Below are 26,638 nucleotides of genomic sequence, written 5' to 3'. Positions count from 1 at the left end.
AAATGTGAGACTCAGCAAGTGAGTGTATCAGTGTGATTGTATGATTGCATGGCGATACTACGAGTGTCAACGCGACTGGCAGTCGGTGGCCGGGCTGCCGAAGCGGCGTCGCTCAGATGCCACCCATGCACAGGTATTTGATTTCGAGGTATTCCTCGATGCCGTACTTCGAGCCTTCGCGACCGAGGCCGGACTGCTTGACGCCGCCGAACGGCGCAACTTCATTCGAGATCAGGCCGGTGTTGATGCCGACCATGCCGTATTCGAGCGCCTCGGATACGCGCCAGATCCGGCCGATGTCGCGGCTGTAGAAGTAGGCGGCGAGACCGAACTCGGTGGCGTTCGCTGTCGCGATGGCCTCGTGCTCGTCGCGGAAGCGGAACAGCGGGGCGACCGGGCCGAAGGTTTCCTCGGTCGCGAAGCGCATCGACGCCGTGACGCCATCCACCACGGTCGGCTCGAAGAAGAGCTTGCCGGCCGCATGACGCTTGCCGCCGGCGAGCACGCGCGCGCCGTGTGCCACCGCATCGGCGATATGCGCTTCGACCTTCTCGACGGCGGCCTCGTTGATGAGCGGGCCTTGCGTGACGCCGCTCTCGAAGCCGTTGCCGACCTTGATGCGGGCGACCGCCGCAGCGAATTTTTCGGCGAACGCGTCGTACACGCTGTCCTGCACGTAGAAGCGGTTCGTGCAGACGCAGGTTTGACCGGCATTCCGGTACTTCGAGGCGAGCGCGCCCTCGACTGCCGCATCGAGGTCGGCATCGTCGAACACGATGAACGGCGCGTTGCCGCCGAGTTCGAGCGAAAGCTTCTTGACCGTCGGCGCGCACTGACTCATCAGTGTCCGGCCCACCGGCGTCGAGCCCGTGAACGAGAGCTTGCGCACGATCGGGTTGCTGGTCATCTCCGCGCCGATCGCGCGCGGATCGCCGACGACGACGCTGAACACGCCGGCCGGCACGCCCGCGCGATGCGCGAGTTCGACCAGCGCGAGCGCCGACAGCGGCGTGGCTTCAGCGGGCTTGACGATCATCGCGCAGCCGGCGGCGAGCGCGGGCGCGACCTTGCGCGTGATCATCGCAGCCGGGAAGTTCCACGGCGTGATCGCGGCGCAGACGCCGATCGGCTCCTTCGTCACCAGCATCCGCTTGTCGGCGGCCGGCGAGGCGAGCACGTCGCCGTCGATCCGTTTGGCCTGCTCGGCGAACCATTCGATGAACGACGCCGCATAACCGATCTCGCCTTTCGCTTCGGCGAGCGGCTTGCCTTGCTCGGCCGACATGATGGTCGCGAGGTCGTCGGTGTTCGCGACCATCAGCGCGTGCCAGCGCTTCAGGACCGCCGCGCGCTGCGCCGCGGTGAGCGCGCGCCAGCCGCGCTGCGCGCGTTCGCCGGCTGCGATCGCGCGGCGCGTCTCGGCGCCGGTCATGAGCGGCACATCGGCGATCTTCTCGCCGGTGGCGGGATCGTTGACGGCGAACGTGCGCGCATCGTCGGCGCCGCACCATGCGCCGTCGACATAGGCGAGCGTGCGCAACAGGCTCGGGTCCGCGAGCCGGGAAAGCGGATTGGATTCAGTCATGATCATCGCAAAGAGCGGCCGGCCGGCGCGCGCTGCGCGGCGGGCCTGTGAGGGGTTGGTGAAAGCGGGGCGGCGCGTGCGTCACGGCTCCTGTTGCTGCTCTTTCCAGCGCTTGACCACACCGGTTTCGATGTCGAACAGATCGAGCATGCGGCCAACCGTGTGATCGACGATGTCGGCGATCGTTTGCGGCTTCGAGTAGAACGCCGGGACGATCGGCGCGATGACCGCGCCCATGTCCGAGAGCTGCACGAGCGTGCGCAGATGTCCGCCGTGCAGCGGCGTTTCGCGCACGCCGAGCACGAGACGCCGGCGCTCCTTCAACACGACGTCGGCCGCGCGGCTGATCAGCGAGCTCGTGATGCCGGTGGCGATCTCGCTCATCGAGCGCACCGAGCACGGCACGATCAGCATTCCCTTCGTCTTGAACGAGCCCGAGGAAATGGCCGCGCCGATGTCCGCGGGCGTATACCACTTCGATGCGCGCGTGCGCAGATCGGCCGCGCGGATGTCGGTTTCGTAGGTCATCGTCAGTTCGGCGGCCTTGCTGATCACGAGATGCGTCTCGACGCCCGCCTCGGCGAGCAGTTCGAGCGCGCGAATCCCGTAGATCACGCCGGATGCGCCGGTGATACCGACGATGATCCGTTCCGGAGTGCCGTTATTCGTCGCCACGATCGCCCTCGATGCCGCGCACCGGCGAATTCGGTTCGACGCCGCTTCTGCGGCGCGCCTGGTAGGACGCGTCGCGCTGCATCCATTCGCCGCGCGTCGCCTGCTCGGCGTTGCGGTCCCATTCCTCGGTCCAGTCGCCGAGCGAGTAGCCGTACCACGGCGACTCCGGCTTCAGCTTCGGCAGGCCGAGGCGTTCCCACAGCACCTTGGCGTTCTCCATGTATTCCTTCTTGGGCAGCGCGAGCGGCGGCATGGGTGCCTTCATCGTCGCGTCGATCAGCATGGCCGAATCGAGGCCGCTCGCGTGGTCCGAGCGCGGACCGTGGCCCGCCTCGCGGTACGGAATCAGCTTCACGTCCTCGACCGGATTGCAGCGGTAGCCCATTGCCCAGAACACGGCGTCCGCGTTATCCGGATCGATGTCGTCGTCGATGGCGATCACGAACTTGCCGATCGCGGCCTGCAGCGACATCGTGCCGTACAGCGCGCGCCAGACCTCGGTGCGTTTCGCGCCGCGCTCGAACTGCAGGAATACGAAGCGGCGCAGGTTCGTGAGCGGCTCGTGCAGCGACACCTTCTTGATGCCGCGAATGCCGAGATGATCGCGCAGGTGGCGCAGGAACATGGGCTCGTAGGCGAGACGCTTGATGACGCTCGACTCCGACGGCGTGACCTGCGAGATGATCGAGGTCAGCACCGCGTCCTTGCGGCGCGTGATCGCCGTGACTTCGATGGCGAGGTTGTAATCCTCGAGCGCGACGTAGCCGTGGCTTTCGCCGAACGGACCTTCCGGTTCGAGGTACTGCGGATCGACGTAACCCTCGACGACGACTTCCGCCTCGGCCGGCACCAGCAGATCGACGGTGCGGCCCTTGACGACGCGGATCGGCGCACCGGCGAGGCCGCCTGCGACACTCAGCTCGTCGACGTTCGGGCGCAGCTTCTGCGGGCCCTGGAACGCGACGACGGGCGGTGCGCCGAGCACGATGGCGACCGGCATCTTCTCGCCCTTCGCCGCGTATTTGCGCCAGTGGTCGAGACCGCCCGCGCGCAGGTTCACGAGCATCATCATGCCGAGACGCGTCGCCGACTTCAGGTGGCCGCGATAGGTGCCCATGTTCTGCACGCCGGTTTCCGGGTCGCGCGAGATCACGCCGGTCATCGTCATGTACGGCGCGGCATCGAAGCCCGGCGTCGAGATCGGCAGCGGCAGCGCTTCGAGTCCGTTGCCCGGACCTTCGAGATCGCGGCCTTCGATCACGATGTCATGCACGGGGCCGCTTGCAACGACGACGGGCGGCACCGGATTGTCGATCGCGCGGTTCCAGGCGTCGCCGATGTCGTCGAGCGACGGCACGTTCATGCCGATCCGGTAGATCTCCGGATTCGCGGCGATGCCGCCGACGATGACCGGAATGTCGTACTTGCGGCCCTTGCTGTCGACGATATTCGTGAAGAGGAACGCCTTGCGCTCGGCCTCCGGGATGCCGCCGCGGAACTGCCAGCGCACGAGCGGATGCATTTCGGTGTCCTTGTTGACGGGCTCGTCGATCCGGTACAGCAAACCTGCCGCTTCGAGGCGCGCGATGTGTTCGTGCAGGTCCGCGTAACCGGGGTTCGCGGAAGACGTGGAAGTGGTGTCTTGATCAGCCATGGCTAGAAGTCCCGTGTAGCGCCGCGTTGCGCGGCGCCCTTGTTGCTTGAAGTGTTGCCCTGCGTGTTCGATCCGTTTCGCACGTGCCGCGCGCCTGTGGCGCCACGGCACTTCGGTGGCGCATCAGCGGCGCATCGACGTCATTGCGTTGGCGAGCGAGGCTCCCGCCACTTCGCTCGCGAGCGAGAAGTCGGGAATCGTGATCTCGCGGAAGTACGTCTTCAGCGTCGCGATGGCGATCCGGTCACGCGTGCAGATCGAGGCGACCATCGCATCCGCGCGCTCGCTCAGGCTCGCGCCCGGCACGACTTCGGCAACGATGCCCCACTCGCGCGCATTCGCGGCGTCGATGGTCTCGGTCAGGTAAACCATGTGCGCGGACGCTTTCGGCGGCACCTTGTGGCGCAGTACGGACAGTACGAGCGTCGGCGGCAGGTTTTTTTGCAGCTCGGGGAGACTGAAGCGTGCGCTGTCCGAGGCGACGGCCATGTCGCACGCGGTGACGAGCGCACAGCCAAAACCTTCCGCATCGCCTTGCACTTCGGCGACGAGCGGCACTTCGCTTTCGTGCATCGCGCGGTAGACGTCGAGAATCGGCTCGGCCACGTTGCGGCGGAACTGCGCGGAGGTCGGCGGCGTGGCGGGCGGCGCGCTGACCGCGCGGCCGCGGCAGAACGCGGCGCCGGACGCGCGGATCCGGATGATTTTCACGGCGCTGTCGCGGCCGGCCTTGCGGATCTCGGCGGCGAGCGCGCGCATCGCGTCGAGCGTCAGCGTATTGCCGAGCTCCGGCTGGGCAAGGGTGATCCGGTATTCGGAATCGTGGAGCGCTGCGGTGAATTCGGTCGTCATGGATAAGAGGTCCTAACAATGAAAACAGGGGATTGGCGCCGGCGATGAGCGGGCGCCCGCGCAGGTCAGCGCGCGTAGGCGCCGGCCTCCTTGAGTTTCTGGAATACGCGCTGCGGTACGAGCGGCGCTTCGGTGAATTCGACGCCGTATTCCGAGAGCGCATCCTCGATCGCCGAGACGATCGCCGCCGCGGCCGGAATCGTGCCGCCTTCGCCCGCGCCCTTGACGCCGAGCGGGTTCAGCGGCGACGGCGTTTCGAGGTGCACGATGTCGATGTTCGGCACGTCGGTCGCCATCGGCAGCAGGTATTCGCCGAAGTTCGTCGTGGTCGGCTGCGCGTTCTCGTCGTACTGCATCCATTCGAGCGTCGCGTTGCCGATGCCGTGCGCGACCGAGCCGATCACCTGGCCGTCGACGATCATCGGATTGATGAGCTTGCCCGAGTCGTGCGCCATCACGTAGTTGAGGATCGTGATGTGGCCGGTCTCGCGATCCACTTCGAGTTCGACGACGGCGGTGCCGTTGCAATAGGTCGACTGCGCGGGCGAGAAGTATTTCGTTTCCTCGAGGCCGGCGGTGAGGCCTTTGGGCATCGTGAAGCCCGGCATGCCCTGCGAGATCTTCGCGAGCTGGCCGTAGCTCATGCGCTGCTCGATGCCCGAGCGGCGCGCCACGTGACCCTCGACGAGCATGAGTTCGCCGGTTTCGCACTTCCACAGGTGGGCGGCGAGCGTGAGCATCTTCGCGCCCACCGCCTGGGCGGCGATGTAGACCGAGTTGCCGGCATTGACCGTCACGCGGCTCGCGAACGTACCGACGCCCATCGAGATGCCGCCCGTATCGCCGGTAATGACGTCGATCGTTTCGAGCGGCACGTTCAACTGCTCGGCGCAGATCTGCGCGAAGGTCGTCTTGTGGCCCTGGCCTTGCGGCGATGCGCCGGTGATCACGACGATGCGGCCGTTCGCCTGCACGCGCACCGTCGCGCCCTCGAACGGGCCCATGCCGGTGCCTTCGACGAAGCTCGCCATACCGATGCCGACGAAGCGGCCCTGGCGGCGCGCCTCGGCCTTGCGCGCGGCGAAGCTCGCGTAGTTCGCGCGCTCGAGCGCGGCTTTCTGGCAGGCCGGATAATCGCCGCTGTCGTAACGCAGCGGGCTGCCGTCGCGATAGATGAAGCCCGCGTCATACGGCATCTGCTCCGGCTGGATCAGATTGCGCCAGCGCAGCTCCGCGCGGTCCATGCCGAGTGCGCGCGCGGCCTTGTCGAGAATCCGCTCCATGGCGAACACCGCCTGAGGACGGCCTGCGCCGCGCACCGGCGAGGTCGCGCACTTGTTCGTGTAGACGACATCGAGCTTTGCGGCCATCGCTGGAATCACGTACGGGCCCGGCGTCGTCGTAATCGAGATGTACGGCGTGATGATGCCCCACGGCAGGAACGCGCCGTTGTCATGCACCATCTCGAGCTTTACGCCGCGAATCTTGCCGTTGGTGTCGAGCGCCATGCGCACGGTCCACCACTGGTCGCGCTCCTGCGTAACGGCGAGGAAGTGCTCGCGCCGGTCCTCGATCCATTTGACGGGACGCTTGAGCGCGACCGCCGCGATCGCGACGAGCGCCTCCTCCGGATAGAACGGCAGCTTCGGACCGAAACCGCCGCCGACGTCGTTCATCAGCACGCGCAGCTTCTCGGCATCCCACTCGAGCAGCTCGACGAGGTTCTTCTTCTCGTGATGCGGCGCCTGACCCGACGACCAGACGGTCAGCTCGCCGTTGGTCGGGTGATATTCGGCGAGATAACCGCGCGTCTCCATCGGATGCGCGGAACCGCGGTTCTGCCAGTACGTTTCCTCGACGACATGCGGCGCATCCTTGAAGGCTGCGTCGATGTCGCCGAAACCCATTTCGATATGCGCGACGACGTTGTCTTGCGCGTCGGTGTGGCAGAGCGGCGACTCGGGACGCAGTCCGTCGCGGCAGTCGGCGACGGCGGCTAGCGTGTCGTACTCGATCTCGATCAGACCGCACGCGTCTTCCGCGATATAGCGGTTGTCCGCGACGACGAACGCCACCGCTTCGCCCGCGAACGTGACTTCCGTCGAGGCGAGCAGTTCCTGGGTGCGTTCGAAGCGGATCGCCGGGTTCGGCAGCATCGACGGCGCGCGGCCACGGGCGCGGCCGGTCAAGTCCGCGTGCGTGTAGACGGCATGCACGCCCTTGAGTGCGCGAGCGGCCGTGCAGTCGATCGAGACGATCTTCGCGTGTGCATGCGGGCTGCGCAGCACCGCGGCCTGCAGCATGTTCGGCAGATGCAGGTCGTCCACGTAAGAGCCCTGGCCTTGCAGCAGCTTCTTGTCCTCGGTGCGCATGACGCGCTTGCCGATGTAGCGCTGGTCGGTGGGGGCGCCTTTCAGGTCGGTAATTCCCATCGCGTTACTCCGTTGCTTGTGCCGCGGGTGCAGCGGCACGCTGATCGCGGATGCGCTGCGCGGCGAGCAGGGCAGCGGCGACGATCGGCTGGTAGCCCGTGCAGCGGCACAGATTGCCCGTAATCGCTTCACGGATCTCGGCTTCGGTCGGCGCATCCGTTTCGTTCAGCAGTTCGGTCAGCGTCATCAGCATGCCAGGCGTACAGAACCCACATTGCAGCGCGTGCGTTTCGCTGAAGGCTTTTTGCAGCTCGTTGAGCGTGCCGTCCGCGTGGGCGAGCCCTTCGACGGTGGTCAGCGAGCGGCCGTTCACCTGGGCGGCGAGCGTCAGGCAGGCGCGCGCGGTGCGGCCTTCGATCAGCACGGTGCAGGCACCGCATACGCCGTGCTCGCAACCGTAGTGCGTGCCGGTGAGATTGAGGTCGTGACGCAGGAAGTCACCGAGCATGCGACGCGATTCGACCTCGCATTCATAAGCGGTGCCGTTGACGACGACTCTGACGGTACGAGTCTCCATGTCCATCTCCTTGGTCACTTTACGAGTGTCTTGCGACGCGCGAGAACGCTGTCTTCAGCGCTCTCGCGGTCAGGACGCCGGCGAGATGCTGGCGGTAGTCGGTACTCACGTGCGCGTCGGTCATCACGTCGAGCGCGCGTGCGGCGTCGCTCGCGATGTGCAGCGCGTCTTCGTCCATCGGGCGGCCGCGCAGGGCGGTCTCGACGTCATGCATCCGCACGGGGCCGGGGGCGACGCCGCAGATCGTCAGCGAAACGCGCTCGAGGCGCTTTTGCGCATCGGCGGTGCAGAGCGCCGCGACGCCGACGATGGCGTAATCTCCATGGCGCCGCGCGAACTCTTCGAATGCGTAGCCATGGCCTTCGGGCCAGATCTCGAGCGAGATGCCGGCGAGCAGTTCGCCTTCTTCGAGCGCGGGCGTCATGTACATCAGCGCCCAGTCGGACATCGGCAGCTCGCGGGTCGTGACTGCGCCGTCCGCGTAGTGAGCGATCGTCAGTACGCCGTCGAGCGCGGCGGTGAAGCACGGCTGCTCAGACGACGGATCCAGCTGGCACAGGCTGCCGCCGAGCGTGCCGCGGTTGCGGATCTGCTTGTGGCTCACGAGCTGGTACGCCTCGCGGATCAGCGGCGCGCGCTGCGTGACGAGCGGCGACAGTTCGATGTCGCGCTGCCGCGCCATTGCGCCGATGTGAAGGCGGCCGTTGCGCTCCTCGATGCGGGTCAGCGCCTCGACGCCGTTCAGGTCGATCAGGTGACTCGTCATCAGATACCGGAAGTTCATCATCGGCATCAGCGACTGGCCGCCGGCGAGCACCCGCGCATCCTCGAGTGTGCCGAGCAACTGCGCGGCTTCGTCGACGGTGGTCGGCGCGTGATACTGGAATTCACTGGGTTTCATGCGTGCTCCGATAGTGCGGCGGTGGCTTCTTCAGTGCTGCTGCTTGATCCCGAAGAGCCGCGCGAAGTAATTCCGGATCGACTGCCACATCGCCTTGCGCATGAGTGCGCCGGCGTCGAGAGGCACGACCGGCGCCGGTGCGGGCGGCGGGCGGCGCGCTTCGGTGGCCGGTATCGGGGCATCCGGCTCACCGGTCGTGTTCGACGCACCCGGCTCACTCGCGGTGTTCGGCGCGGCGGCCGGAGTGGCCGTGGCGGAGTGCGCTGCGTCTGCCTCGATGAGCGCGGTTAGATTCTTGGCGAACTGGTTCAGCAGTTGCTGCGAGAGCGCCTCGATCATCCCGGCGCCGCGTCCGTACTGCGCGACCGTACCCGACAGGTTCACGTCCGAGACGACGTCGACTTTCGTCTTGCCTTCGCCGGCGTCGGTGACGGCCGCGTTGATCTGCGCATCGGCGCCGCCGCGGCCTTTCGTGTCGGTGCCGCTTGCGGACACCACGACGGTGCGGTTGGCGTCGTTCTGTTCAGCAATCTTGAATTTGCCCGCGAACTTCAGCGTGAGCGGGCCGAGCTTGACGGTGAAGCCGCCCTTGTAGCTACCGTCGGGCTGCTGTTCCTTGAGTTCCGCTCCCGGAAAACACGGTGCGGACCGTTCGATGTCGATCATGGTCTTCCAGACGTCCGCAGGCGGTGCATCGACGGTGAAAGATGAACGGATGGTGATTGCCATACTGCCTCCTTGGGGCGATCGGCCCGTGCGGGCGCCGCTCCACTTATCTGGTCACTACTGAGCCGCGCGGCGCGTGAAACTGTTCCAACGCGCGGGCGGGCTCGCGTTTCATTTCATTGAACGAGGGTCGACAGGAAATCGTCGAATACCGCTGCAAAGATTTCGCGCATGTCGAACGCTCCAAAGTGCGCCGCGCCCGGAACCGCGACGAAACGGCTGTTCGGCAGCGCGTCGGCGATCTTCTGCGATACCGCTGGCGGAATGCTCGCATCGGCATTGCCCGCGACGATGAGCGCCGGTGCCGACACGCCCGGCAGTTCGCCGAGATTGTCGAGCAGCGAGATCGCCTGCCAGTTCGCGCTCCAGCTATACCAGTCATCGGCGGCGAGACGCTCACGACACTTCCGGACGAGGTCGGGGCGCGGCGTGTCGGCGGCGAACCAGCGCGTGATCGTGTCGTCGATCACTTCGGACATCGAGCCTTGCCGGCTCATGTCGCCGCGCGCAAGAATGCGCGGGCGCACTTCGTCGGGAAATCCGCCGGCCGTTCCGCAGAGAATCAGCGCGCCGACAAGCTCGGGGAACTGGATCGCGACACGCTGCGCAATCATGCCGCCCATCGATACGCCTATCAGTGTGGCACCGGTAAGGCGTTCGTGGCGCAGCACCGCGGCGACGTCGGCCGCATGGTCGGCGAGCGTGACGGGGGCGCTGACGACGCTGGAGTCGCCGTGGCCGCGGATGTCGAGCGAGACGATGTCATACGATGCGGCCCAATGCTCGACGTATTCGTCCCACCAGCTTCGATCGACGCCGATCGGGTGAAGCAGAACCAGCGGCCGGCCCGTCCCGCGACGGGAGTAGGCGATGCGGCCGGCTGGGATTTCGCAGAAAGTTGAATGAGACATGACGTATACAGGTAATGCGCGGGGGCCGGCAGGTGCTTCGCGCGATCGGCTACCGGGGCGGCAACCCACAGCGCGAAACGCCTGCGACCCTCTGGACCACCAGGCGTGCGCGCCTGGGATGAGATGACGGATCGCGGAGCGTCTTCACGAACCGCGAGCCGTCTTCAGGCAGCAGCGGCTTTCGCCTTCAGGTCGAGCACGACAGCCTTCGCGCGACGCAGCCCTTCGGCCGCGACGGGAATGCCTGCGTAGACGCCGGCCTGCAGCACCACCTCGGCGATTTCCTCTTCCGTCACACCATTGTTCACCGCACCGCGCGTGTGCACTTCGAATTCGTGCCAGCGGCCGAGCGACGCCAGCATCGCGAGGTTCAGCATGCTGCGCGTCGCGCGCGTGAGGCCCGCGCGGTTCCACACATTGCCCCAGCAAACGTCTTCCGTGTACTCGAGGAACACGGTGTCGAAAAGATGGGGATTGGCGTTGCTCTGCGTGTGGCTCGCGCCCAGCACTTCCTTGCGGATCTTTGCGCCGATGGCACGACGTTCCGTTAGCGTGATGTCTTCCATGAGTATCCTTCGGGTTCAAGCAGCTGTTGTAGGATTGTATAATGAGAGGCAGTATCGGAGCTTCGCCAATGAATGTCAATATGATTGTATTACGAAGTTTGGCGAGGCTCTCCAATTCATATGGCAAAGGGATGGAATGAATACCAACAGACTGGTAGTGCGGCCGGTGGCGACGCTGCGTCAGCAGGTGATTGACGGATTGCGCTCGTGTATTAGCGACCTGACCTTCAAGCCGGGCGACCGGCTGATCGAACGCGAGCTGTGCGAAATGCTTGGCGTGAGCCGCACGCTCGTTCGTGAGGCGCTGAGTCAACTGGTGGCCGAGGGGCTTGTGCAGATCATTCCGCACAAAGGTCCGATCGTCTCCGTGATGACAGGAGACGAGGCGAGAGGTCTCTATGAAGTGCGCGCGGTACTTGAGGCGCTGGCGGGCCGCCAGTTCACCGAGCGGGCGACGGATGATCAGCGAGTGGCGCTGAAGCAGGCGTTGAAAGAGCTGGCGTCGATACGGGACATGCCAGGCGAGGAGAGCACCATGCTCTTCCTGAAACAGAAGGCGCAGTTCTATGACGTGATGCTCGAGGGCGCCGGCAACCCGGTACTCACTGAAATGCTGCGTCTCGTTCATACGCGCGTGATGATGCTGCGCGCGACGACGCTTTCTCAGGAAGGGCGCCTCCTGCAAAGCTACGACGAAATCGCGGCGATCGTCGACGCAGTGATGCGCAATGACGCCGAGGCGGCCGCAGCAGCGTGCAAGCGGCATGTCGAGCAAGCTGAAAGGCTCGCGGTCAAAGTGCTCGCCGTAGAGGCCGCCGACTGAGTCAACTGAAACACCCCTGAAACACCTCTTCTGCCGCCTTCTTTCGTGCCCGACACGTCGGGCACGAAAGAAGGCGGAATCTTCGCGTTGCTGCGTGTTGGCTTGCGGACCGGTCCGGCGAACGGCACGCAGGTCGATGCGCTCTTTTTTACCTCCTCGTCCGCATCGTCATGGTTTCCGCAGCGTTCTTTTGCCCGGATCTAGCCTGACTACGGGCTGCGGAAATCGTCCGTTTCTTCTGATCCTCCCCTTGCGACGCCGCGCGGTGGACCCCGCACATCGGTAGGGGTTTGCCATACAGTAATACAATAATCTGTATTGCAATCTAATTGCCTTACGCTATACTGCGCCAAATGATGAAATCGGGCGAGACGACCCGCATCACGTAAGTCGCTCGCCTTTGCGGCGGCAGATCAGGAGACAGGAACAATGGGCATAACGCAGGGCGTCAAGTCGGGGGCGGTGGCTTCAGCTGAGCCACAGGGATTCAGGTTGTCGCGCTACCAGTGGCTGGCGCTGATTTCGGCGTTCCTCGGCTGGATGTTCGACTCGATGGACCTGAATCTCTTCACCCTCGTGCTCGTGCCGAGCGTCGGCCAGTTGCTGCACAGCGCCGACGCGACCGAAATCAGCAAGATCGGCAGCTACATCATTGCGGGCAAGCTGCTCACGTGGGGCATCGGCGGCGTGCTGTTCGGCGTGGCCGCCGACCGGTTCGGCCGCTCGCGTGTCATGGGCTGGACCATCCTCATCTACGCGGCCTTCACGCTGCTGAGCGCATTCTCGAAGACCTGGCCCCAGCTTGCTATCGCGCAGGCGATGGCGGGTTTCGGCATCGGCGGTGAGTGGGCGGCAGGGGCCGCGCTCGTTGCCGAATCGTGGCCGGGCCGGCAACGCGCCCGTGCCATGCAGATCATGCAGATGGCGTTCGCGTTCGGCTTTCTCGCGGCGGCGCTAGACAACCTCCTGCTCGGCCGCTTCGGCTGGCGCGTCGTGCTCGGCGTGGGCGCCGCGCCCGCGCTCGTCACGATTCTCGTGCGCCGTTTCGTGCCTGAGCCGCAACGCTGGGTGCAAGTGCGCGACAGCGTCATCGCCGAATCGGCGCTGCAAACTTTCACCGCCATCTTCGCGCCGGGACTGCGCCGCAAGACAATCATCGGCGTGGTCGTCTCGTCGGCCGCCATGCTTGGCTGCTGGGGTGGCCTCACGTTCCTGCCGAGCTGGATTCATCAGTTGTCGGCTGCGGCCGCCAATCATGGTGACATCGGCAGGACGGTCAGCTACGCGTTCATTCTCATGATGATCGGCGCGACGCTCGGCTACCTTACGCTGATCTGGATGCTCGACGCACTCGGCCGGCGGATGTCGTACTTCATCTTTTCGGCAGGGTCGCTCGTGGTGTCGCTCGTGCTGTTCATGACGGTGCATGACATCGGCCGGGTGCTGTGGCTGATGCCGCTGTACGGTTACTTCGTCATTGGCGCGTTCGGTACGTTCGCCGCTTATTTGCCAGAGCTCTTCCCGACCCGCGTTCGCGCGACGGGGCAGGGCTTCTGCTGGAACATGGCCCGTGCGCTGACAAGTATCGGCCCGATCGCCGGCAACGCGGTGGTCGCGAAGTTTGGTTCGTTTCCGGCGGCATCGGCGGCGGTCTCGCTGCTCTTTATCGTTGGCATGGTGTCGATCTGGTTCGGTCCCGAGACAAAGGGCGTTCCGCTCGACAACTGAGGATCACTGAAGACTGCAGGGCGGGCGAGTTGTCTGCCCCAGCGATACAGGTGTTTCCTTCGTGCAACGGCGTTTGAAGGGAACGGGAGCGGACGCGGTCTCAGTCCGCGTCGTCAGACAGAATTTTGTTTTGGTCTAATGGAACTCACCTTGAGTACAGACATGCCGAAACCCGGCGCTTCAACCCGGGAGGCCACCGCAGAAAGTCCGTCCGCGCGCGTCTTCGACGTCGGAATCAACGAGCGGTTGCCACTTCCGCAACTGGTCGTGCTCGCGCTGCAGAACGTTTTCGGAATGACGGGCATGTTTGTGTTCCCGGGACTTCTCGGCCGCGCATTTCATTTGTCCGATCCGCAGATCGCGTACCTGTACGGGATGACCTTCATGGCGTGCGGGATCATCACGATCCTGCAATCGGTGCTGCTGTTGCGCCTGCCGATCGCGCAGGGCCCCTACGCAGGCAGCTTCGGTGCGCTCCTGACAGTCGGTCATTTGCAGTCGGGCGGGCTCGGTACGGCATTCGGGTCGTTCTTCGTCGCTTCGCTGATCTGGTGCCTGCTTACGGTGCCGATCCGCGGACGCAGCGTGGCGGGCATGTTCGCGCGGCATCTGCGTCTGCCGATCATCTCCGGCATGATCGTGATGTTGATCGTGGTGCAGATCGCCAGCGTCGCGCTGCCGACCTGGATCGGCAGTCCTAAAAGCCCCGGCTTTCCGGTCGTGAACCTGCTTTCCGGCGCGGTCGCGGTCGCCGGTATCGTGTTCGCGATGCTGTGGGGCGGCCGCCGGCTGCGTCGCGTCGCGATCCTGCTCGGCCTCGCGCTCGGCACGCTGGCCTACACGCTGTTCCAGCCGGTTTCGTTCGCGGCGGTGGCCGCTGCGCCGCTCGTCGTCGAGCCGCGCATCTTTCCATTCGGCTTCGGCGTGCGCCCCGATCTCGTCGCGGTGTTCCTGCTCGTGCTGATTCCGGCCGGGATGGGATCGATGGCCCTCTACCAGACTGTCGCGGAATGGGGCAAAGAGACGCTGAGTCCGGGCCGTATGTCAGAAGGGCTGTTCGGCGTCGCGCTCGGCTCGGTCGTCGCGGCGGTGTGGGGCGGCTTCAGCACCATCGCGTATCCGGACAACATCGGCATTCTGCGCGCGACGCGCGTCGGTTCGCGCTTCGTGACGCTCGCTGCCGGCATCCTGCTGATCGTACTCGGCGGCTGCGTGAAGTTCGACATGCTGCTCGTCGTCGTGCCGATTCCGGTGATCTCGGCCGCCGCGACGCTGCTGTTCGGCATCGTCTTCATGCACGGCGTACACATTCTCGCGCAGGTCGAGTGGGACGATCGCCGGCTGATTGCGTCGGGGCTCGCGTTTCTCGTTGGCCTCGGCGGTCTGTTCATCTCACCCGAAGTCATCCATGCGATGCCGCTGATGCTCCAGCTCGTGCTTCAGCAGCCGGTGATCTCGGGCGGTCTCACGCTCGTCGTACTGCACTCGCTGCTTTGCTCGAAGAAGCAGTCGTCGAGCACGTCGTCGGCCGTGCCGTCCCACGCGCAGAAGCGGGCGTAAGTACAGCCGTAAAACACGTCCGGGCCGGCTGCCCGAGCGGACCCTTCGACGCCGGGCACAGACATCGAAGAAACGTCGGCAATACAGGTTTTATATTTTGCAGTGCGTATCAATAAAGAGAGCAAGCCTTCGGGGCGTGATTCGACACATGCCAACGTGTGCGAAGGCGCTCCGCTTCGCAGCCATAAGTCACAGGTTTGGAAGGGCAGGAGACATAGATGAAAATAAAATTGGGGTTGAAAGCGCTCGTTCTTGGCGCCGCGCTGTTCGCTGAGGCGGCCCACGCGCAATCGAGCGTGCAGCTCTACGGGCTCGTCGATGCGTTCGTCGGCTACAAGAAGCCGATGAACGGTCAGTCGAGCGTGATCGCCGGTAACGGCGGCATGACGGCGCCGTATTTCGGCCTACGCGGTTCAGAGGATATCGGCGGCGGTACGACGGTCATCTTCGATCTTGAAGGCTACTTCAATATCCAGAACGGCTCGATGGGCCGCACTGGCTTCCCGCATGACGGCCTGTTCTCGCGTAACGCGTATGTTGGCGCGAACGGCCAATACGGTACGGTGACTGCCGGTCTGATCCCGCCGCTGCTGTGGTTCTCGACCATCACGTTCAACCCTTTCTGGAATTCATTCGTGTTCTCGCCGATCGTGTTGCACAGCTATATCGGCGTGAACGGCCAGGGCGTATTCGGCAATGCGGGCGAGTGGTGGAACGCCGTGTACTACGCCTCGCCGTCGTTTAACGGCCTCGTCGGCCGCGCAATGTACTCGTTCGGCAACGACCCGGGTCATCTCGGCCAGAACAAGTGGAGCGGCCAGGTCTCGTACAACAACGGCGGCTTCGCGACGTCGGTCGTATATCAGCAGATCAAGTACAGCCTGAACGCCGGCGACCTCGGCACCGTGCTATCGGGACTGACGACGCAGTCGGTGGTGAACCTCGGCGTGTCGTACGACCTGAACTTCGTGAAGCTGTACGGCCAGTACCAGCACGTCTGGGATTCGATCTCGAGTGGCGACGTCGGCATCGATACCGGCCAGATCGGCTTCGCGATCCCGGTGGGCGTCGGCAGGATTCTCGGCTCGGACGCGTATTCGAAGAGTACCGGCCATAGCTCGGTTTACCGCAACACCTGGGCGCTCTCGTATGACTATCCGCTGTCGAAGCGCACTGACGTCTATGCGGCGGTGCTGTCCGATCGCGCGAGCAGGATGTCGAGCGGCACCACGATCGGAGGTGGTCTGCGCACGCAGTTCTGACCGACTGCCGGCACCGACGACGCGCGAGACCTGCTGATTCAGCTCCACGGGAGAGAGCGGCGGGCGCGTGAATTCGGACAACGGAATGGCAGCTCGTCGCACGCAGTTCGAACTCGAGCTTCGTGCAATCCATGGTTGACGGCGGGGGACGTGCAGCGCACCGCACATCCCCCGGCCCACAAATTTAACGATGTCAATGGAGGAGATATGTTTGAGATTGGAGGAGCAGGTCGCGGCGCGCGCAGGATCGGTCTGAGGGGCTCGCTGGCCGCAATGACCTTGTTGGGGCTGTCAGGCGGTACCGCTTACGCGCAAAGCAGCGTGACATTGTATGGCTCGCTGGACGGCGGCCTGCGCAATGTCGTGAACGGCACGAAGGCAGGCGGTGCGGCGTTGACGATGGCGTCGAACGGCGTCTACAGATCGAATCGCTGGGGTTTTCAGGGCATCGAGGACCTGGGCGGTGGATACTACGCGCGCTTCGATCTGGAAGCGGGCTACATTCTCTCGACAGGCGCCAACAGCAGCACGACCAACCAGTTGTTTCAGCGTAACTCGACGGTCGGGTTTGGCGGCCCATTCGGCCAGGTCGACATCGGCCATCAGTTCACGCTGCAACACCGGCTGATCAGGGACTTCGAGCCATTCAACCTGCGCTATCTGGGCATTACCGAAGCGGCGGCGGTTTCGGGCGGCACCAGCGGCCGCGACGACAACGCGATCCACTATCACGGCGACTTCGGTCCGTGGACGGCACGCGCGGTTTATGCACCTGGCGGCATTGCAGGCAGTCTGGCTAGCGGCACCATGCTCGCGGGCGGCCTGAACTACCACACCCAGATGTTCAAGTTCGGCGCAGGCTATACGCACCGCTCGAACCCGTTTTCGACCACAGCGACCACGACCCCGTATTTTGCCAACGATCAATACACCGCGGGCGGTGCCGTGACGCTCGGTCCCGTTGATGTGATGGGGGGTTATTCGCTCGCCACACAAGCCGTTCCGTCCACGGTGCACGGCGAGACGCGCAATCAATACCTGTGGGGAGGTTTCCGCTATCAGGCCTCGACGTTCTTCAACGTAACGGCCGCGTATTACGACAACATGAACGCGACGGCCGGCGTGGACGGCAGAAAGGACGTCGCCATTCTGGGCATCACCTATGCGCTATCGAAAAGGACCCTGCTTTACGCTGACATCGACTACACGCATTTCACGGGTGGCTACGTCACCAATGCAACGCTGAACCCGTCCGGGCATGGCAAGCAGACGGGCGTCTCGTTCGGTATGAACCATGATTTCTAAGCACCGCTAACACACGCTGAACGTGAGGCGGGCAGGCATCTGGTACCCGCGGGTACGTGCAACGCGTGCTTGAAGGCGTGACTGATGTTTGCCGGTGAGGGGGCGTCGAACGCGCCCCCTCACCGCTACGAGTCGCCGCGCTTCGCAACCGGATCAAATCGGCGCCGCAATCGAAGTCGGATATAGCAGCGTATCCGTCACGCAAACCCGGCTTTCAAACAGGAACCGGTGATCGTCGACCACGACGCGGTCGATATAGCGCCCTGACATCACGATTTCCGTCATCCGGTCAAGCATCGTCTGCAGGATCAGAAAATCCGCGCCGACGCGGTAGCCGTCGCCATCCGCCCGAACCGACATGCCACTGACGATGTGTCGCAGCGCTCGCGGCTGCGAGATCGTCGTCTCCGATGTCGTGAACGCCCGGTCGTCGATCATGCCCTTGCCGTCGCAGTAGATGATCGCAATCGGCAGTCCGCGCTCATGGTTTTCTCTGGTCGTCAGCCGGTACTCGGCGTGGGGGGTGAAGCAATCGGCCCAGTCCTCGTAGCGGCCCTCGTCGAGCGCTGCGCTGTACGCCGCGTATAGATCCATGATGCCAAAGCGTATCTCCGCCGAAACGGCCTGCACGCGTTGATAAGTCAACGTACTCATAATCCCATCACCTTGCGATAGTGTTGGTACAGGCCGCGTACGGCCACCTCGGTAATCGTATGATCGTGGTCCTCGACCGTGCGTCCGGCCATCTCCGCCACGCCCGCGCGGTCGTTGTAGGGCGTCACGCCCTCTTGGGACATCACCATGACTTCGCTGTCGTCAACCGACACGAAGCCCGCCGGCCCCATCAGGTTCGCCTGGCGGATCCGGTGTGCGCGCATCCCCGGTGTATCGTCCGCGTAGCCGAAGAATGTCCAGTGCAGGTCGTGGCTGCCCGGTCCGCGCGGCACCAGATGGCGCATCGCAAGCGTGTTCGATTGCTGCTGGATGATCAGGTTCGGCCAGAATGTGCACATTACCGCAGTCACGTCGCCCGGATATTCGCGGATCAGGTCGAGCACGCGCGTATCCTTTAGCTGCATGTCGCTGCGCAGCGTCTGCCGCATTTCATGTGCGGCCACTTCGTCGAGCTTGCCGCCGCGCCGGTTGATCATCGCGCAGTGGCGTCCGGTCTCATCCATCTCGATTGCCGACTCCGCATCCATCCGGAAGAGGCCAAACGTCACGAAAAAGACGTGCAGCAGGCTCGCGTGATACGGATCCTTCAGATTCTCGAACATGAACTTCCAGTTGCCGTCGATCCGCTGCCGCATGTAGCCGAGCAGTTCGAGCTTGCGCCCGTCGAACACACGGTCGAAATACGACAGCATGCGCGGGCCGAGATAGTCTTCGAACGACTCGACGCCCGCGTCGAACGACGCAAAGATCGCCCCGTTGCGCACGTTCACCGCCAGCGGCTGGGCGCGATGCTGGCTCAGATCGAAGTCCGCCGGCATGCCACCCTTGCCCTTGTAGCCGCGGCGGAAGGGCAGGCCGGTGACGTTGCCCTTCAGGTCGTAGCTCCAGTGGTGGTACGGGCACGTGAACGACTTCGTGTTGCCGTGCTCGCTCTGGCAGAACGCCACACCACGATGCGCGCAACTGTTGCTGAATGCATTGACGCTACCATCGGTGTCGCGAACGACGACGATCGGTAGGTCGCCGACGAAGCTGCGCTTGAAATCGCCCGGGTTCGGAATCTCGCATTCGAGCGCGACGTAGGCCCAGTTCGGTCCGCGGAAGATCCGCTCCTGTTCGCGGCGATAGATCGCCTCGTCCGTATAGACCCAGAACGGAATGCGCGAGCAGCCGCCGTCGGGCCAGACATAGTCGGGCGTGGCGTGATCGCCGGCGCCGGTAGCGGCCGTGGTGCGCCTGGCCCATTTGATTTCGGTCTCCATATCTCATCTCCACAAAATAGGAATGCAATGCGAGCTGAACCCACGCGCGAGGCGTGCGGGTGCAGCCCGGTTCAGTCGCGCAGCAGTCTGGGAAGCGGCCGCGCCATATCGCCAATTTCCGCGCAGTCGATGCGCTGCTGCGTATCGATCAGTCGTTTGACGTTGCGCCGCTCGCGTCCCGCGTTCATCAGCACTGCGCCGCGAATCGTGCTGTCGGCGACGAAGAACGCGCACCATGAAGGCGCTGCGACGTCTCCCCGCATCACGACGACGTCGTCGGTCGTGCGGCCACCCAGCATCTGGATGTTGCGGTCGTATTGGTCGGTCCAGAACCATGGCGCAGTGGCGGCATCAGGGGCGATGCCCGCAATCGTCTTCGCGGCGGCCTGAGCCTGCAGCTCGGCGTTTTCCCACGATTCGACGCGCACTGATTCGCCCAGCCAGTGCGTGCGTTGTCGCGTGACATCGCCAACGGCGTAGACCGAGGGCAGCGACGTGCGCGCCTGTGCGTCGACAAGCACGCCGTCGGCGCATTCGGCGCCTGCCGTGCGGGCGAGTTCGTCGTTCGCTACCGCGCCGATCGCTACGACAACGACATCGGCCGCGAGCAACGTACCGTCTCCGAGCCTGACCGCCTCGACACAGGCATGCCCTTCGAGCGCGGCAACTGTCACGCCGGTGCGAACGTCGACCTGATGCGTGCGATGCAGGTCCGACAGAAACTGACCCAGAAAGCCGCCGAAAATCCGCGGCAACAGCTTGCTGCTGCTTTCGAGCACGGTAACGGCACAGTGTCGTGCGATGGCCGTAGCCGCGATTTCGAGTCCGAGAAAGCCACCGCCGATCACGACGACTTTCGCGCCGGCCGTGAGCCGTGCCGACAGGTTCGTGCTGTCGCCGATCGTACGCAGCGTCAACACGCCATCGAGCGTCGCGCCCGGCACCACAAGCGGCCGAGGTCGCACACCGGTTGCAAGCACGAGATCATCGTAGGCAAGCGATTCGCCGTGAGCGAGCGAGACCTGTTTTGCACGCCAGTCGAACCCGGTGACATGCACGCCGGCACGCAGCGCTATCCGGTGCTCCTCGTACCAGGTGTGCGGAAAGATGGTCGCTTTTGACGGCGAACCGCCGTTCAGCACTTCCTTCGACAGCGGCGGCCGCTCATACGGCAGCTCCTGTTCTTCACCGAGCAGTATGATGTCGGCGGCCTCGTTCAGCCGGCGCAGCGCTGTGGCGGTTCTCGCGCCGGCCTGTCCCGCACCGACGATGACGGTTCGCCCGCTCATGTCGTCACCCGCTGCACGAACCCGAATGACGGCCGGCCGCCTGTAGCGTCATTCGACATTGACAAGAACCTCATCGCCTTCGATGCGCACTGCGAACGTCTGCAGGTCGACGTCCACCGGCCCCGACAAGGCCTTGCCGGTCCGCACGTCGAATAGCCCCTGGTGCATTGGGCATTCGATCTTGCCGTCTTCGAGGTAACCGTCGGACAGGCACGCGTGCGCATGCGTACAGATATCGTGCGTGGCGAAGAATTCGCCGTCGAGGTTGTACAGTGCAACGGGAATGTTTTCGATGCGGCACGCCTTGACGGTGCCGGACGGGACGTCGGCAACATGCGCCATCGGTTTCCATGTCATCAGATCAGTCTCCTCATGGTGGGTACGAAGCCGGCGAGACCGGCATCGCTTCATACGGGGACGCTGCAATCCAGTATTGACCACATCGTCCGTTGACGATCCGTATTCTGCGTGAGCGGGTTATGACCCGCGTCGCTATTTCTTTGACTGAGCATTCGCCGTTCGCGAACGCTCGCAGCACACCTGGCTGGATCACGGATATCCGCATCGTGTGGTAACGTCGCCGCGATACCGGGATTCGCGCCAGTGGCAGCGCACCGGTTTTGGCGACGGTTTGCCGGCGCGTGCGCGGCCGAGGCCGAAGACGCAACGGAGCCGCTCCGCCAGCAATACGATGGAGACACCATGCGGTTCGATCTGACCGATTTGAGGTTATTCGCGGCTGTTGCCGCGTGCGGAAACATCACCAAAGCGGCGGAGAGCCTGCCGATTGCCGTGGCGGCGGCGAGTTCGCGCATTCGCGCACTGGAGGAATCCGTCGCCGCGACGCTGTTGTCGCGCCACAGCCGTGGCGTCGAGCTGACGCCGGCCGGCGAAGTGTTCCTGCAACATACGATCACGATGTTGCGGGAAACGACGAAGCTACGTCACGATCTGTCGCAGTTCGGCGAAGGTATGCGAGGCAACATCCGGCTTTTTGCCAACACAAATGCCATCCACGAATTCCTGCCCGCGTTGCTTGCGCGATTCCTCGCGGACAACCCCAAAATCAATGTCGACGTCCAGGAACATACCAGTCCGGAAACCGTGCGCGCGGTCGACGAAGGCAGCGCGGATCTCGGCATCATCGTCGGGCTCGTGAACACCCGGAAACTCGCAGTGGTGCCGTTTCGCGACGACAGATTTGTTGTCATCGTCCCGGATAATCATGCGCTTGCCCGTGAGCACGCGATTCGTTTTCATCAGGTGCTGGAGTGGAATTACATCGGGCTGAACGAGCGCTCATCCCATCAGCAATACGTATCGAAGACTGCGCTGCTGCTGGGCCAGAGCATTCTGCTGCGCACGCAGGTCGAAAGCTTCGAGGCGGTCTGTCATATGGTGGCGGCGGGCGTCGGCGTATCGATCGTACCTGAATCGACAACGCGCCGGCTGCGAGATACGCTGCCTTTTTCCGTCGTCGAGCTCGACGAGCAATGGTCGAGCCGCGAACTGAAACTCGTCTCGCGCACGCAGGAAACCTTGGCGGCGCCTGTGCACAAGCTGTTTGATGCGCTCGCGCTGGGTGTTCGCTAGCGCAGACCGATAACCGGCACGGGCTGGCTCGGACAGACCAGACAACGCCGGCCGTTCGTTGCCATGAGGCTGAAAATGCTCGACCTAAGATTATTGAAAACCTTCGTGACGGTGGGAAAGCTCCTTCATTTCGGCCGGGCGGCAGAGGCGCTCCATTCAACACAACCCGGGGTCACGCAACATATCGCCCGCCTCGAGGAGCAGCTAGGCGTTGAGCTTCTGCGTCGCAACAAGCGAAGCGTTGCGTTGACCGAAGCCGGCGTCAACCTGCTGAGGCACGCGACGGAAATACTGTCGCTCGCGGAGCGCATGCAGGACGAAGCGAAAGCGATAGGCGAGGGGTTTGGCGGGCAACTGTCTATCGGTCTGTCGTCTGTGATCGTGCACAGCGAGATACCAGAGCAGATCGCAGCGTTCCGGCGTGCGCATCCGCTGATCGACGTCAAGCCGACCGTCGACAGCGCTGACCGGTTATATGAAATGCTCGACGCGTCGTTGATCGACGCAATGGTCACTACGCTGCCGTCTACCGACGACGCGCTGAGCATCGTCCAACTGAAATCCTATATTTCCATGGGTGTCGCATTGCTGGCGACGCACCCCCTGGCGAATCGCCGCACTTTGTCGGTTGCCGATCTGCACGACGAACCTTTCTACACAGTGCCTCGCGACAAGCATGCCGAAGTCTACGATGGTCTGATTACCGTCCTGCGCAAGCGCGGTCATACTCCGCGCTTTGCCGGCCACGACGTCTCCTTCATGAACCTGCTGGCGCGCGTTGCGATGGGCGACGGCGTCGCACTGGTGCCGACCCTCTATTCCAGCATAGCCACGCGCGCGGTTAGCGTGGTTCCGCTCAGCGACAAATCGCTCGCTACCCTGAAGATCTACCTTGTGTTCCGGCGTGACAACCGCCGCCTCGCTGTCGAGCAGTTCGCGAATTCCCTGAATCAGCCAGCCGGCTAGCCCCCTCGGTAATAAAATTCCATTATTAAACGGCGCCAAATGATAATTGGCGCCGCTTTTCCGGTGCGTTCAACATTCTGACTATCGATTCGCGTCCACGCGGCAGGCGGAACAGGCCGGCGCCGATGGGCCATTCAGCTCAGAATGGCCGAGATGGAATTTATTCGCTGTGGGAAGTTATATCCGGGGATCGCTCACAAGGTATCGCCGCGCTCAAAGGCACGCCGGCCGGCGCGACATACTCCGACTGCGTGCGCGTGAATCTGCCTGATCATACATTGCTGTTTATCTCCGGTAAGACCGGCACGAAGCATGGAGAGCTCGCAGGCCGTACGATGCGCGAGCAGGCTACCCAGGTACTGCTCAACATTGCCGATACCCTGCGGGAGCAGGGCGGCAGTCTCGCCGACGGCCTCGATACGCTGCGTACGTGCATTGTTGCGTCGGTGCAAAGTTGAGCTTTTACTTTTCAGGAAGAACGGACATGGTTATTGAAATTATCCCGGGCGCCAATACGCTTGCCGACTGGTACGCCGTCTATGCAGAGGGGGCGACGGTTGCGCTAGGCGAGCTCGCGCGCGCGAACGTGCAGCGATCGGCGGGGCTGGTCGATGCGATGATTGCGAAGGGCGCTCCGGTCTACGGCGTCAACACGGGGTTCGGCAAACTGTCGCACCGTCGTATCGACGCCGCTGACCTGACCACGCTGCAGGAAAATCTGGTGTTGTCGCATACGGTCGGCGTGGGCGATCCGCTGCCGGAAGGCATCGTGCGCATGGTCATCGCGCTGAAACTTGCTGCGCTGTCGCTCGGCGCATCCGGCGTGCGTACCGAGGTGGTCGCGATGCTCGAACAGATGCTCGCGCGTGGCGTGATTCCGGTCTTGCCGAGTCAAGGGTCGGTTGGCGCTTCGGGCGATCTCGCGCCGCTCGCGCATCTGTCGGCCGTCATGATCGGCAAGGGGCGCGCGACTTTTGGCAACGAGGTATTGCCGGGCGCACAGGCACTTGAGCGCGCCGGCTTGAGTCCGATCCGCTTCGGTCCCAAGGAAGGTCTCGCGATGCTCAATGGCACGCAGGTGTCGACGGCGATCTGCCTTGCCGGGCTATTCGAAATCTGGCGCGTATTCCAAAGCTCGCTCGCTGTCTCGGCGTTGACGTGCGAGGGCGCGCTGGGATCGACCGCGCCGCTTGATCCACGCATTCACGCGCTGAAACCGCATCGTGGACAGATCGCTGTGGCGGCGACCCTGCGCGCCTTGCTTGCCGGCGGCGATTTCCGCGCGCTGCAGCAGACCAATGGCCGGCTGCAGGACCCATACAGTCTTCGCTGCGTGCCGCAGGTGATGGGTGCGTGCTACGAAGTGTTCCGCTTCGCGTGCTCGATGCTGGAAACCGAGGCACGCAGCGCGTCTGACAATCCACTCGTTTTTGCTGAGAACGGGGATGTCATTTCAGGCGGCAACTTCCATGCGGAACCGGTGGCCTTCGTTGCGGATATGCTCGCGAACGTCACTGCTGAAATCGGCGGCATGTCCGAGCGGCGTATTGCCTTCATGCTCGACGCGAGCATGAGCGGCCTGCCTGCATTCCTGACCGGTAGCAGCGGTCTGACTTCCGGCTTTATGAGTTTGCAGATCACGGCTGCGGCGCTGGTTGCCGAGAACCGTCAGCGTTCACATCCGGCTTCGGTAGAGAGCGTGCCGACCGTCGGCAACCAGGAAGACTACGTGTCTATGGCGACGCATGGCGCGCGGCGCTTGCTGGACATGTCGCGCAACGCAGGCGCTATCGTCGCGATCGAACTCCTTGCGGCCGTCGAGGCGATGGATAGCCACGGCGCACTACGTTCGACGTCGAAGCTGGAATCGCTACGCGCGGCAGTCCGCGCACGCGTGCCGTCGATGGCAACCGACTGGGAGTTTTCAGAAGCGATCGAGGCCGCGCAGTCGCTAGTGACGAGCGGACATATCGTGACGCTCGCCGCGCTTGCGCCGGCGCCGTTTCTTGACGAACTGGCCTGACACGCGCGAAACGCGAACGGCCGTCTATGCGGCCCGTCTGGAAGGAGAAAACGCTCATGTCCCCGACAATCTGCGGGCTGACCGCCTGCGCCCGTTCACCGGCGACGAGTATCTGGCGTCGCTGTGAGACGACCGTCACGTTTATATCCGCGGTGCGCGCGTCGTCGACGTCACCGTCGGTTTGCGGCACGCGTTCCAAGAGCATAGCCCCTCAAGACAGTGCGCACGGCCGTTTGCCCGACTGACATAAGGCAAACGGCCATGTCCGAAGATGCCTTGCCACGTTTACCGGATGGGACTTGCTGATGAAGCGCCCGGACTATGGCCTGCAGCGGCGAGAATCAAATTAGCGATTTCCTGTGGGTGAGATACGAGTGAAAGGTGGCCCGCGTCGAGTTCCACCGTCGTCGCGTTCATGCGTTTCGCAAGAAACGCTTCCAGGTCAGGAGAAATCGTTTGATCGAATCGGGATACCGCGTACCAGCTTGGCTTGACATGCCAGGCTGCCATTGTTGTGCGCTCACCGAATAGTGATGCTGCCGTAGGCCATTGCGCGGCGTAGAGCGTTTTCGCTCGTTCCGGGGTGACGCCATTTGCGAAATATTTCAGGAAGGAATCCTCAGATATCACCGTTTGTCCGTCGTGGTTCTGGACACCGGCTCGGACCGGCATGGTGGGGAACTTGCCGGAGAGGGCGACAAAGTCCTCATTTGCGTCCGGTGCGCGAGCGGCGACGTATACAAGCGCCGATACTTTCGGGTCCGTTCCCACGTCACTGACAACTGTGCCACCCCACGAGTGTCCGACGAGCACGGTAGGGCCATCTTGCTGGGCAAGTGCAAGACGTGTCGCAGCGTCTGACTCGGATAGCGATGACAAGGGATTTTGCACAGCGGTCACGTGCATGCCAGCCGCCTGCAGACGCGAAATTACCTCACTCCAACTGGAGCCGTCAGCCCAGGCGCCGTGCACCAAAACCACATTGTTTGCCACGACCGGCTTGCTGCTCTGCGCGAATGCCTGAGCGGAAAAGAGCGACGCGGCAACCGCGGCGAGGAAGATCGTTTTCACGGCATTGAATCCTTTCATGTTTAACTCTATAGATGAGGCATTGATGGACCTGCGGCGTCTCGCTCTTAGATACAGCCAGGACGTCTGCATAATTTGAGGCGAGCCTCTGAGGGGCGAACACACCGTTTGCGGTTCTATTCCGGGAGAGGTAATTATTTGTTTGATGTGTGCTGAGGCGACGCACTGCGACGTTTTCAGAAAGGTACGCGGACGTCGTCGGATGGAGCAGCGATGGCCCATCGACCAACGTTACCGGTGCAAA

25 protein-coding genes are annotated in these 26,638 nt (G+C 63.6%); 10 read left to right on the top strand and 15 right to left on the bottom strand.

Going from position 1 to position 26,638, the window contains the following annotated elements:
* Window positions 1–112 precede the first annotated feature (112 nt).
* The 10 genes from AC1ECK_RS14775 to AC1ECK_RS14730 all read right to left on the bottom strand — a co-directional run bounded on the left by AC1ECK_RS14775 (window position 113) and on the right by AC1ECK_RS14730 (window position 10,819).
* Window positions 113–1,585 carry an NAD-dependent succinate-semialdehyde dehydrogenase gene (locus tag AC1ECK_RS14775; protein ID WP_480320302.1) on the bottom strand — a complete coding sequence of 491 codons (1,473 nt, stop codon included), beginning with the start codon at window positions 1,583–1,585 and terminating at the stop codon, window positions 113–115.
* 81 nt (window positions 1,586–1,666) lie between these two features.
* On the bottom strand, window positions 1,667–2,260 hold the full coding sequence (locus AC1ECK_RS14770; protein WP_480320300.1) for a UbiX family flavin prenyltransferase: 594 nt from the start codon (window positions 2,258–2,260) through the stop codon (window positions 1,667–1,669).
* Complete coding sequence (locus AC1ECK_RS14765) at window positions 2,247–3,914, bottom strand: UbiD family decarboxylase (RefSeq protein ID WP_480320298.1); 1,668 nt, start codon at window positions 3,912–3,914, stop codon at window positions 2,247–2,249. Before AC1ECK_RS14765 ends, AC1ECK_RS14770 begins: the two co-directional genes overlap by 14 nt.
* Window positions 3,915–4,037: 123 nt before the next feature.
* Window positions 4,038–4,766, bottom strand: a complete 729-nt coding sequence (locus tag AC1ECK_RS14760; RefSeq protein WP_480320296.1) for an enoyl-CoA hydratase/isomerase family protein — start codon at window positions 4,764–4,766, stop codon at window positions 4,038–4,040.
* 65 nt (window positions 4,767–4,831) lie between these two features.
* A complete protein-coding gene (locus AC1ECK_RS14755) occupies window positions 4,832–7,198 on the bottom strand; it encodes a xanthine dehydrogenase family protein molybdopterin-binding subunit (protein ID WP_480320295.1) in 2,367 nt (788 codons plus the stop codon).
* Window positions 7,199–7,202: 4 nt separating this feature from the next.
* Window positions 7,203–7,715 (bottom strand): (2Fe-2S)-binding protein, encoded by a 513-nt coding sequence (locus tag AC1ECK_RS14750; RefSeq protein ID WP_480320293.1) that lies wholly within the window; start codon window positions 7,713–7,715, stop codon window positions 7,203–7,205.
* 19 nt (window positions 7,716–7,734) lie between these two features.
* A complete protein-coding gene (locus tag AC1ECK_RS14745; RefSeq protein WP_480320291.1) occupies window positions 7,735–8,616 on the bottom strand; it encodes an FAD binding domain-containing protein in 882 nt (293 codons plus the stop codon).
* Between the two features lie 30 nt (window positions 8,617–8,646).
* Window positions 8,647–9,345: an SRPBCC family protein gene (locus tag AC1ECK_RS14740; protein WP_480320289.1), complete on the bottom strand. Its 699-nt coding sequence runs from the start codon at window positions 9,343–9,345 to the stop codon at window positions 8,647–8,649.
* 113 nt (window positions 9,346–9,458) lie between these two features.
* Window positions 9,459–10,253 carry an alpha/beta fold hydrolase gene (locus AC1ECK_RS14735; protein ID WP_480320287.1) on the bottom strand — a complete coding sequence of 265 codons (795 nt, stop codon included), beginning with the start codon at window positions 10,251–10,253 and terminating at the stop codon, window positions 9,459–9,461.
* Between the two features lie 164 nt (window positions 10,254–10,417).
* Complete coding sequence (locus AC1ECK_RS14730; RefSeq protein ID WP_480320285.1) at window positions 10,418–10,819, bottom strand: carboxymuconolactone decarboxylase family protein; 402 nt, start codon at window positions 10,817–10,819, stop codon at window positions 10,418–10,420.
* A gap of 136 nt (window positions 10,820–10,955) precedes the next feature.
* Between AC1ECK_RS14730 and AC1ECK_RS14725 the strand changes: the two genes are divergently transcribed.
* From AC1ECK_RS14725 to AC1ECK_RS14705, 5 genes are all read left to right on the top strand, one after another.
* On the top strand, window positions 10,956–11,642 hold the full coding sequence (locus AC1ECK_RS14725) for a GntR family transcriptional regulator (protein WP_480320283.1): 687 nt from the start codon (window positions 10,956–10,958) through the stop codon (window positions 11,640–11,642).
* 429 nt (window positions 11,643–12,071) lie between these two features.
* Window positions 12,072–13,370, top strand: a complete 1,299-nt coding sequence (locus AC1ECK_RS14720) for an MFS transporter (RefSeq protein WP_480320281.1) — start codon at window positions 12,072–12,074, stop codon at window positions 13,368–13,370.
* 162 nt (window positions 13,371–13,532) lie between these two features.
* The gene (locus AC1ECK_RS14715) at window positions 13,533–14,930 is read left to right on the top strand and encodes a uracil-xanthine permease family protein (protein WP_480320279.1); all 1,398 of its coding nucleotides are present in this window, start codon (window positions 13,533–13,535) and stop codon (window positions 14,928–14,930) included.
* Window positions 14,931–15,148: 218 nt separating this feature from the next.
* Window positions 15,149–16,192 (top strand): porin, encoded by a 1,044-nt coding sequence (locus AC1ECK_RS14710; RefSeq protein ID WP_480320277.1) that lies wholly within the window; start codon window positions 15,149–15,151, stop codon window positions 16,190–16,192.
* Window positions 16,193–16,399: 207 nt separating this feature from the next.
* A complete protein-coding gene (locus AC1ECK_RS14705) occupies window positions 16,400–17,497 on the top strand; it encodes a porin (RefSeq protein WP_480320275.1) in 1,098 nt (365 codons plus the stop codon).
* Window positions 17,498–17,650: 153 nt separating this feature from the next.
* On the opposite strand, the gene AC1ECK_RS14700 is transcribed toward AC1ECK_RS14705, so the two are convergent.
* The 4 genes from AC1ECK_RS14700 to AC1ECK_RS14685 form a co-directional block, all read right to left on the bottom strand.
* Window positions 17,651–18,151 carry an aromatic-ring-hydroxylating dioxygenase subunit beta gene (locus AC1ECK_RS14700; RefSeq protein WP_480320273.1) on the bottom strand — a complete coding sequence of 167 codons (501 nt, stop codon included), beginning with the start codon at window positions 18,149–18,151 and terminating at the stop codon, window positions 17,651–17,653.
* Window positions 18,148–19,434 carry an SRPBCC family protein gene (locus AC1ECK_RS14695; RefSeq protein WP_480320271.1) on the bottom strand — a complete coding sequence of 429 codons (1,287 nt, stop codon included), beginning with the start codon at window positions 19,432–19,434 and terminating at the stop codon, window positions 18,148–18,150. The genes AC1ECK_RS14700 and AC1ECK_RS14695 overlap by 4 nt, the downstream gene beginning before the upstream one ends.
* 71 nt (window positions 19,435–19,505) lie before the next feature.
* Window positions 19,506–20,723 (bottom strand): NAD(P)/FAD-dependent oxidoreductase, encoded by a 1,218-nt coding sequence (locus tag AC1ECK_RS14690; protein ID WP_480320269.1) that lies wholly within the window; start codon window positions 20,721–20,723, stop codon window positions 19,506–19,508.
* Between the two features lie 48 nt (window positions 20,724–20,771).
* The gene (locus AC1ECK_RS14685) at window positions 20,772–21,080 is read right to left on the bottom strand and encodes a non-heme iron oxygenase ferredoxin subunit (RefSeq protein ID WP_480320267.1); all 309 of its coding nucleotides are present in this window, start codon (window positions 21,078–21,080) and stop codon (window positions 20,772–20,774) included.
* Between the two features lie 345 nt (window positions 21,081–21,425).
* On the opposite strand from AC1ECK_RS14685, the gene AC1ECK_RS14680 reads away from it, so the two are divergent.
* The 5 genes from AC1ECK_RS14680 to AC1ECK_RS14660 all read left to right on the top strand — a co-directional run bounded on the left by AC1ECK_RS14680 (window position 21,426) and on the right by AC1ECK_RS14660 (window position 25,432).
* Window positions 21,426–22,316: a LysR family transcriptional regulator gene (locus AC1ECK_RS14680; protein ID WP_480320266.1), complete on the top strand. Its 891-nt coding sequence runs from the start codon at window positions 21,426–21,428 to the stop codon at window positions 22,314–22,316.
* Window positions 22,317–22,379: 63 nt separating this feature from the next.
* Window positions 22,380–23,282, top strand: coding sequence for a LysR family transcriptional regulator (locus AC1ECK_RS14675; protein WP_480320264.1), 903 nt, complete (start codon window positions 22,380–22,382; stop codon window positions 23,280–23,282).
* 125 nt (window positions 23,283–23,407) lie between these two features.
* Window positions 23,408–23,740, top strand: coding sequence for a RidA family protein (locus AC1ECK_RS14670; RefSeq protein ID WP_480320262.1), 333 nt, complete (start codon window positions 23,408–23,410; stop codon window positions 23,738–23,740).
* Between the two features lie 26 nt (window positions 23,741–23,766).
* Complete coding sequence (hutH, locus tag AC1ECK_RS14665; protein ID WP_480320260.1) at window positions 23,767–25,305, top strand: histidine ammonia-lyase; 1,539 nt, start codon at window positions 23,767–23,769, stop codon at window positions 25,303–25,305.
* Complete coding sequence (locus AC1ECK_RS14660; RefSeq protein ID WP_480320258.1) at window positions 25,289–25,432, top strand: hypothetical protein; 144 nt, start codon at window positions 25,289–25,291, stop codon at window positions 25,430–25,432. Before hutH ends, AC1ECK_RS14660 begins: the two co-directional genes overlap by 17 nt.
* 158 nt (window positions 25,433–25,590) lie before the next feature.
* Here AC1ECK_RS14660 and AC1ECK_RS14655 read toward each other — a convergent pair whose 3' ends face one another.
* Window positions 25,591–26,394: an alpha/beta fold hydrolase gene (locus AC1ECK_RS14655; RefSeq protein ID WP_480320256.1), complete on the bottom strand. Its 804-nt coding sequence runs from the start codon at window positions 26,392–26,394 to the stop codon at window positions 25,591–25,593.
* Between the last annotated feature and the right edge of the window lie 244 nt (window positions 26,395–26,638).

The organism is Paraburkholderia sp. SSBN10T, assembly GCF_056619545.1.
Note: the sequence above shows the minus strand (reverse complement) of the source record. Positions and strands in the feature narration are given on the sequence as shown.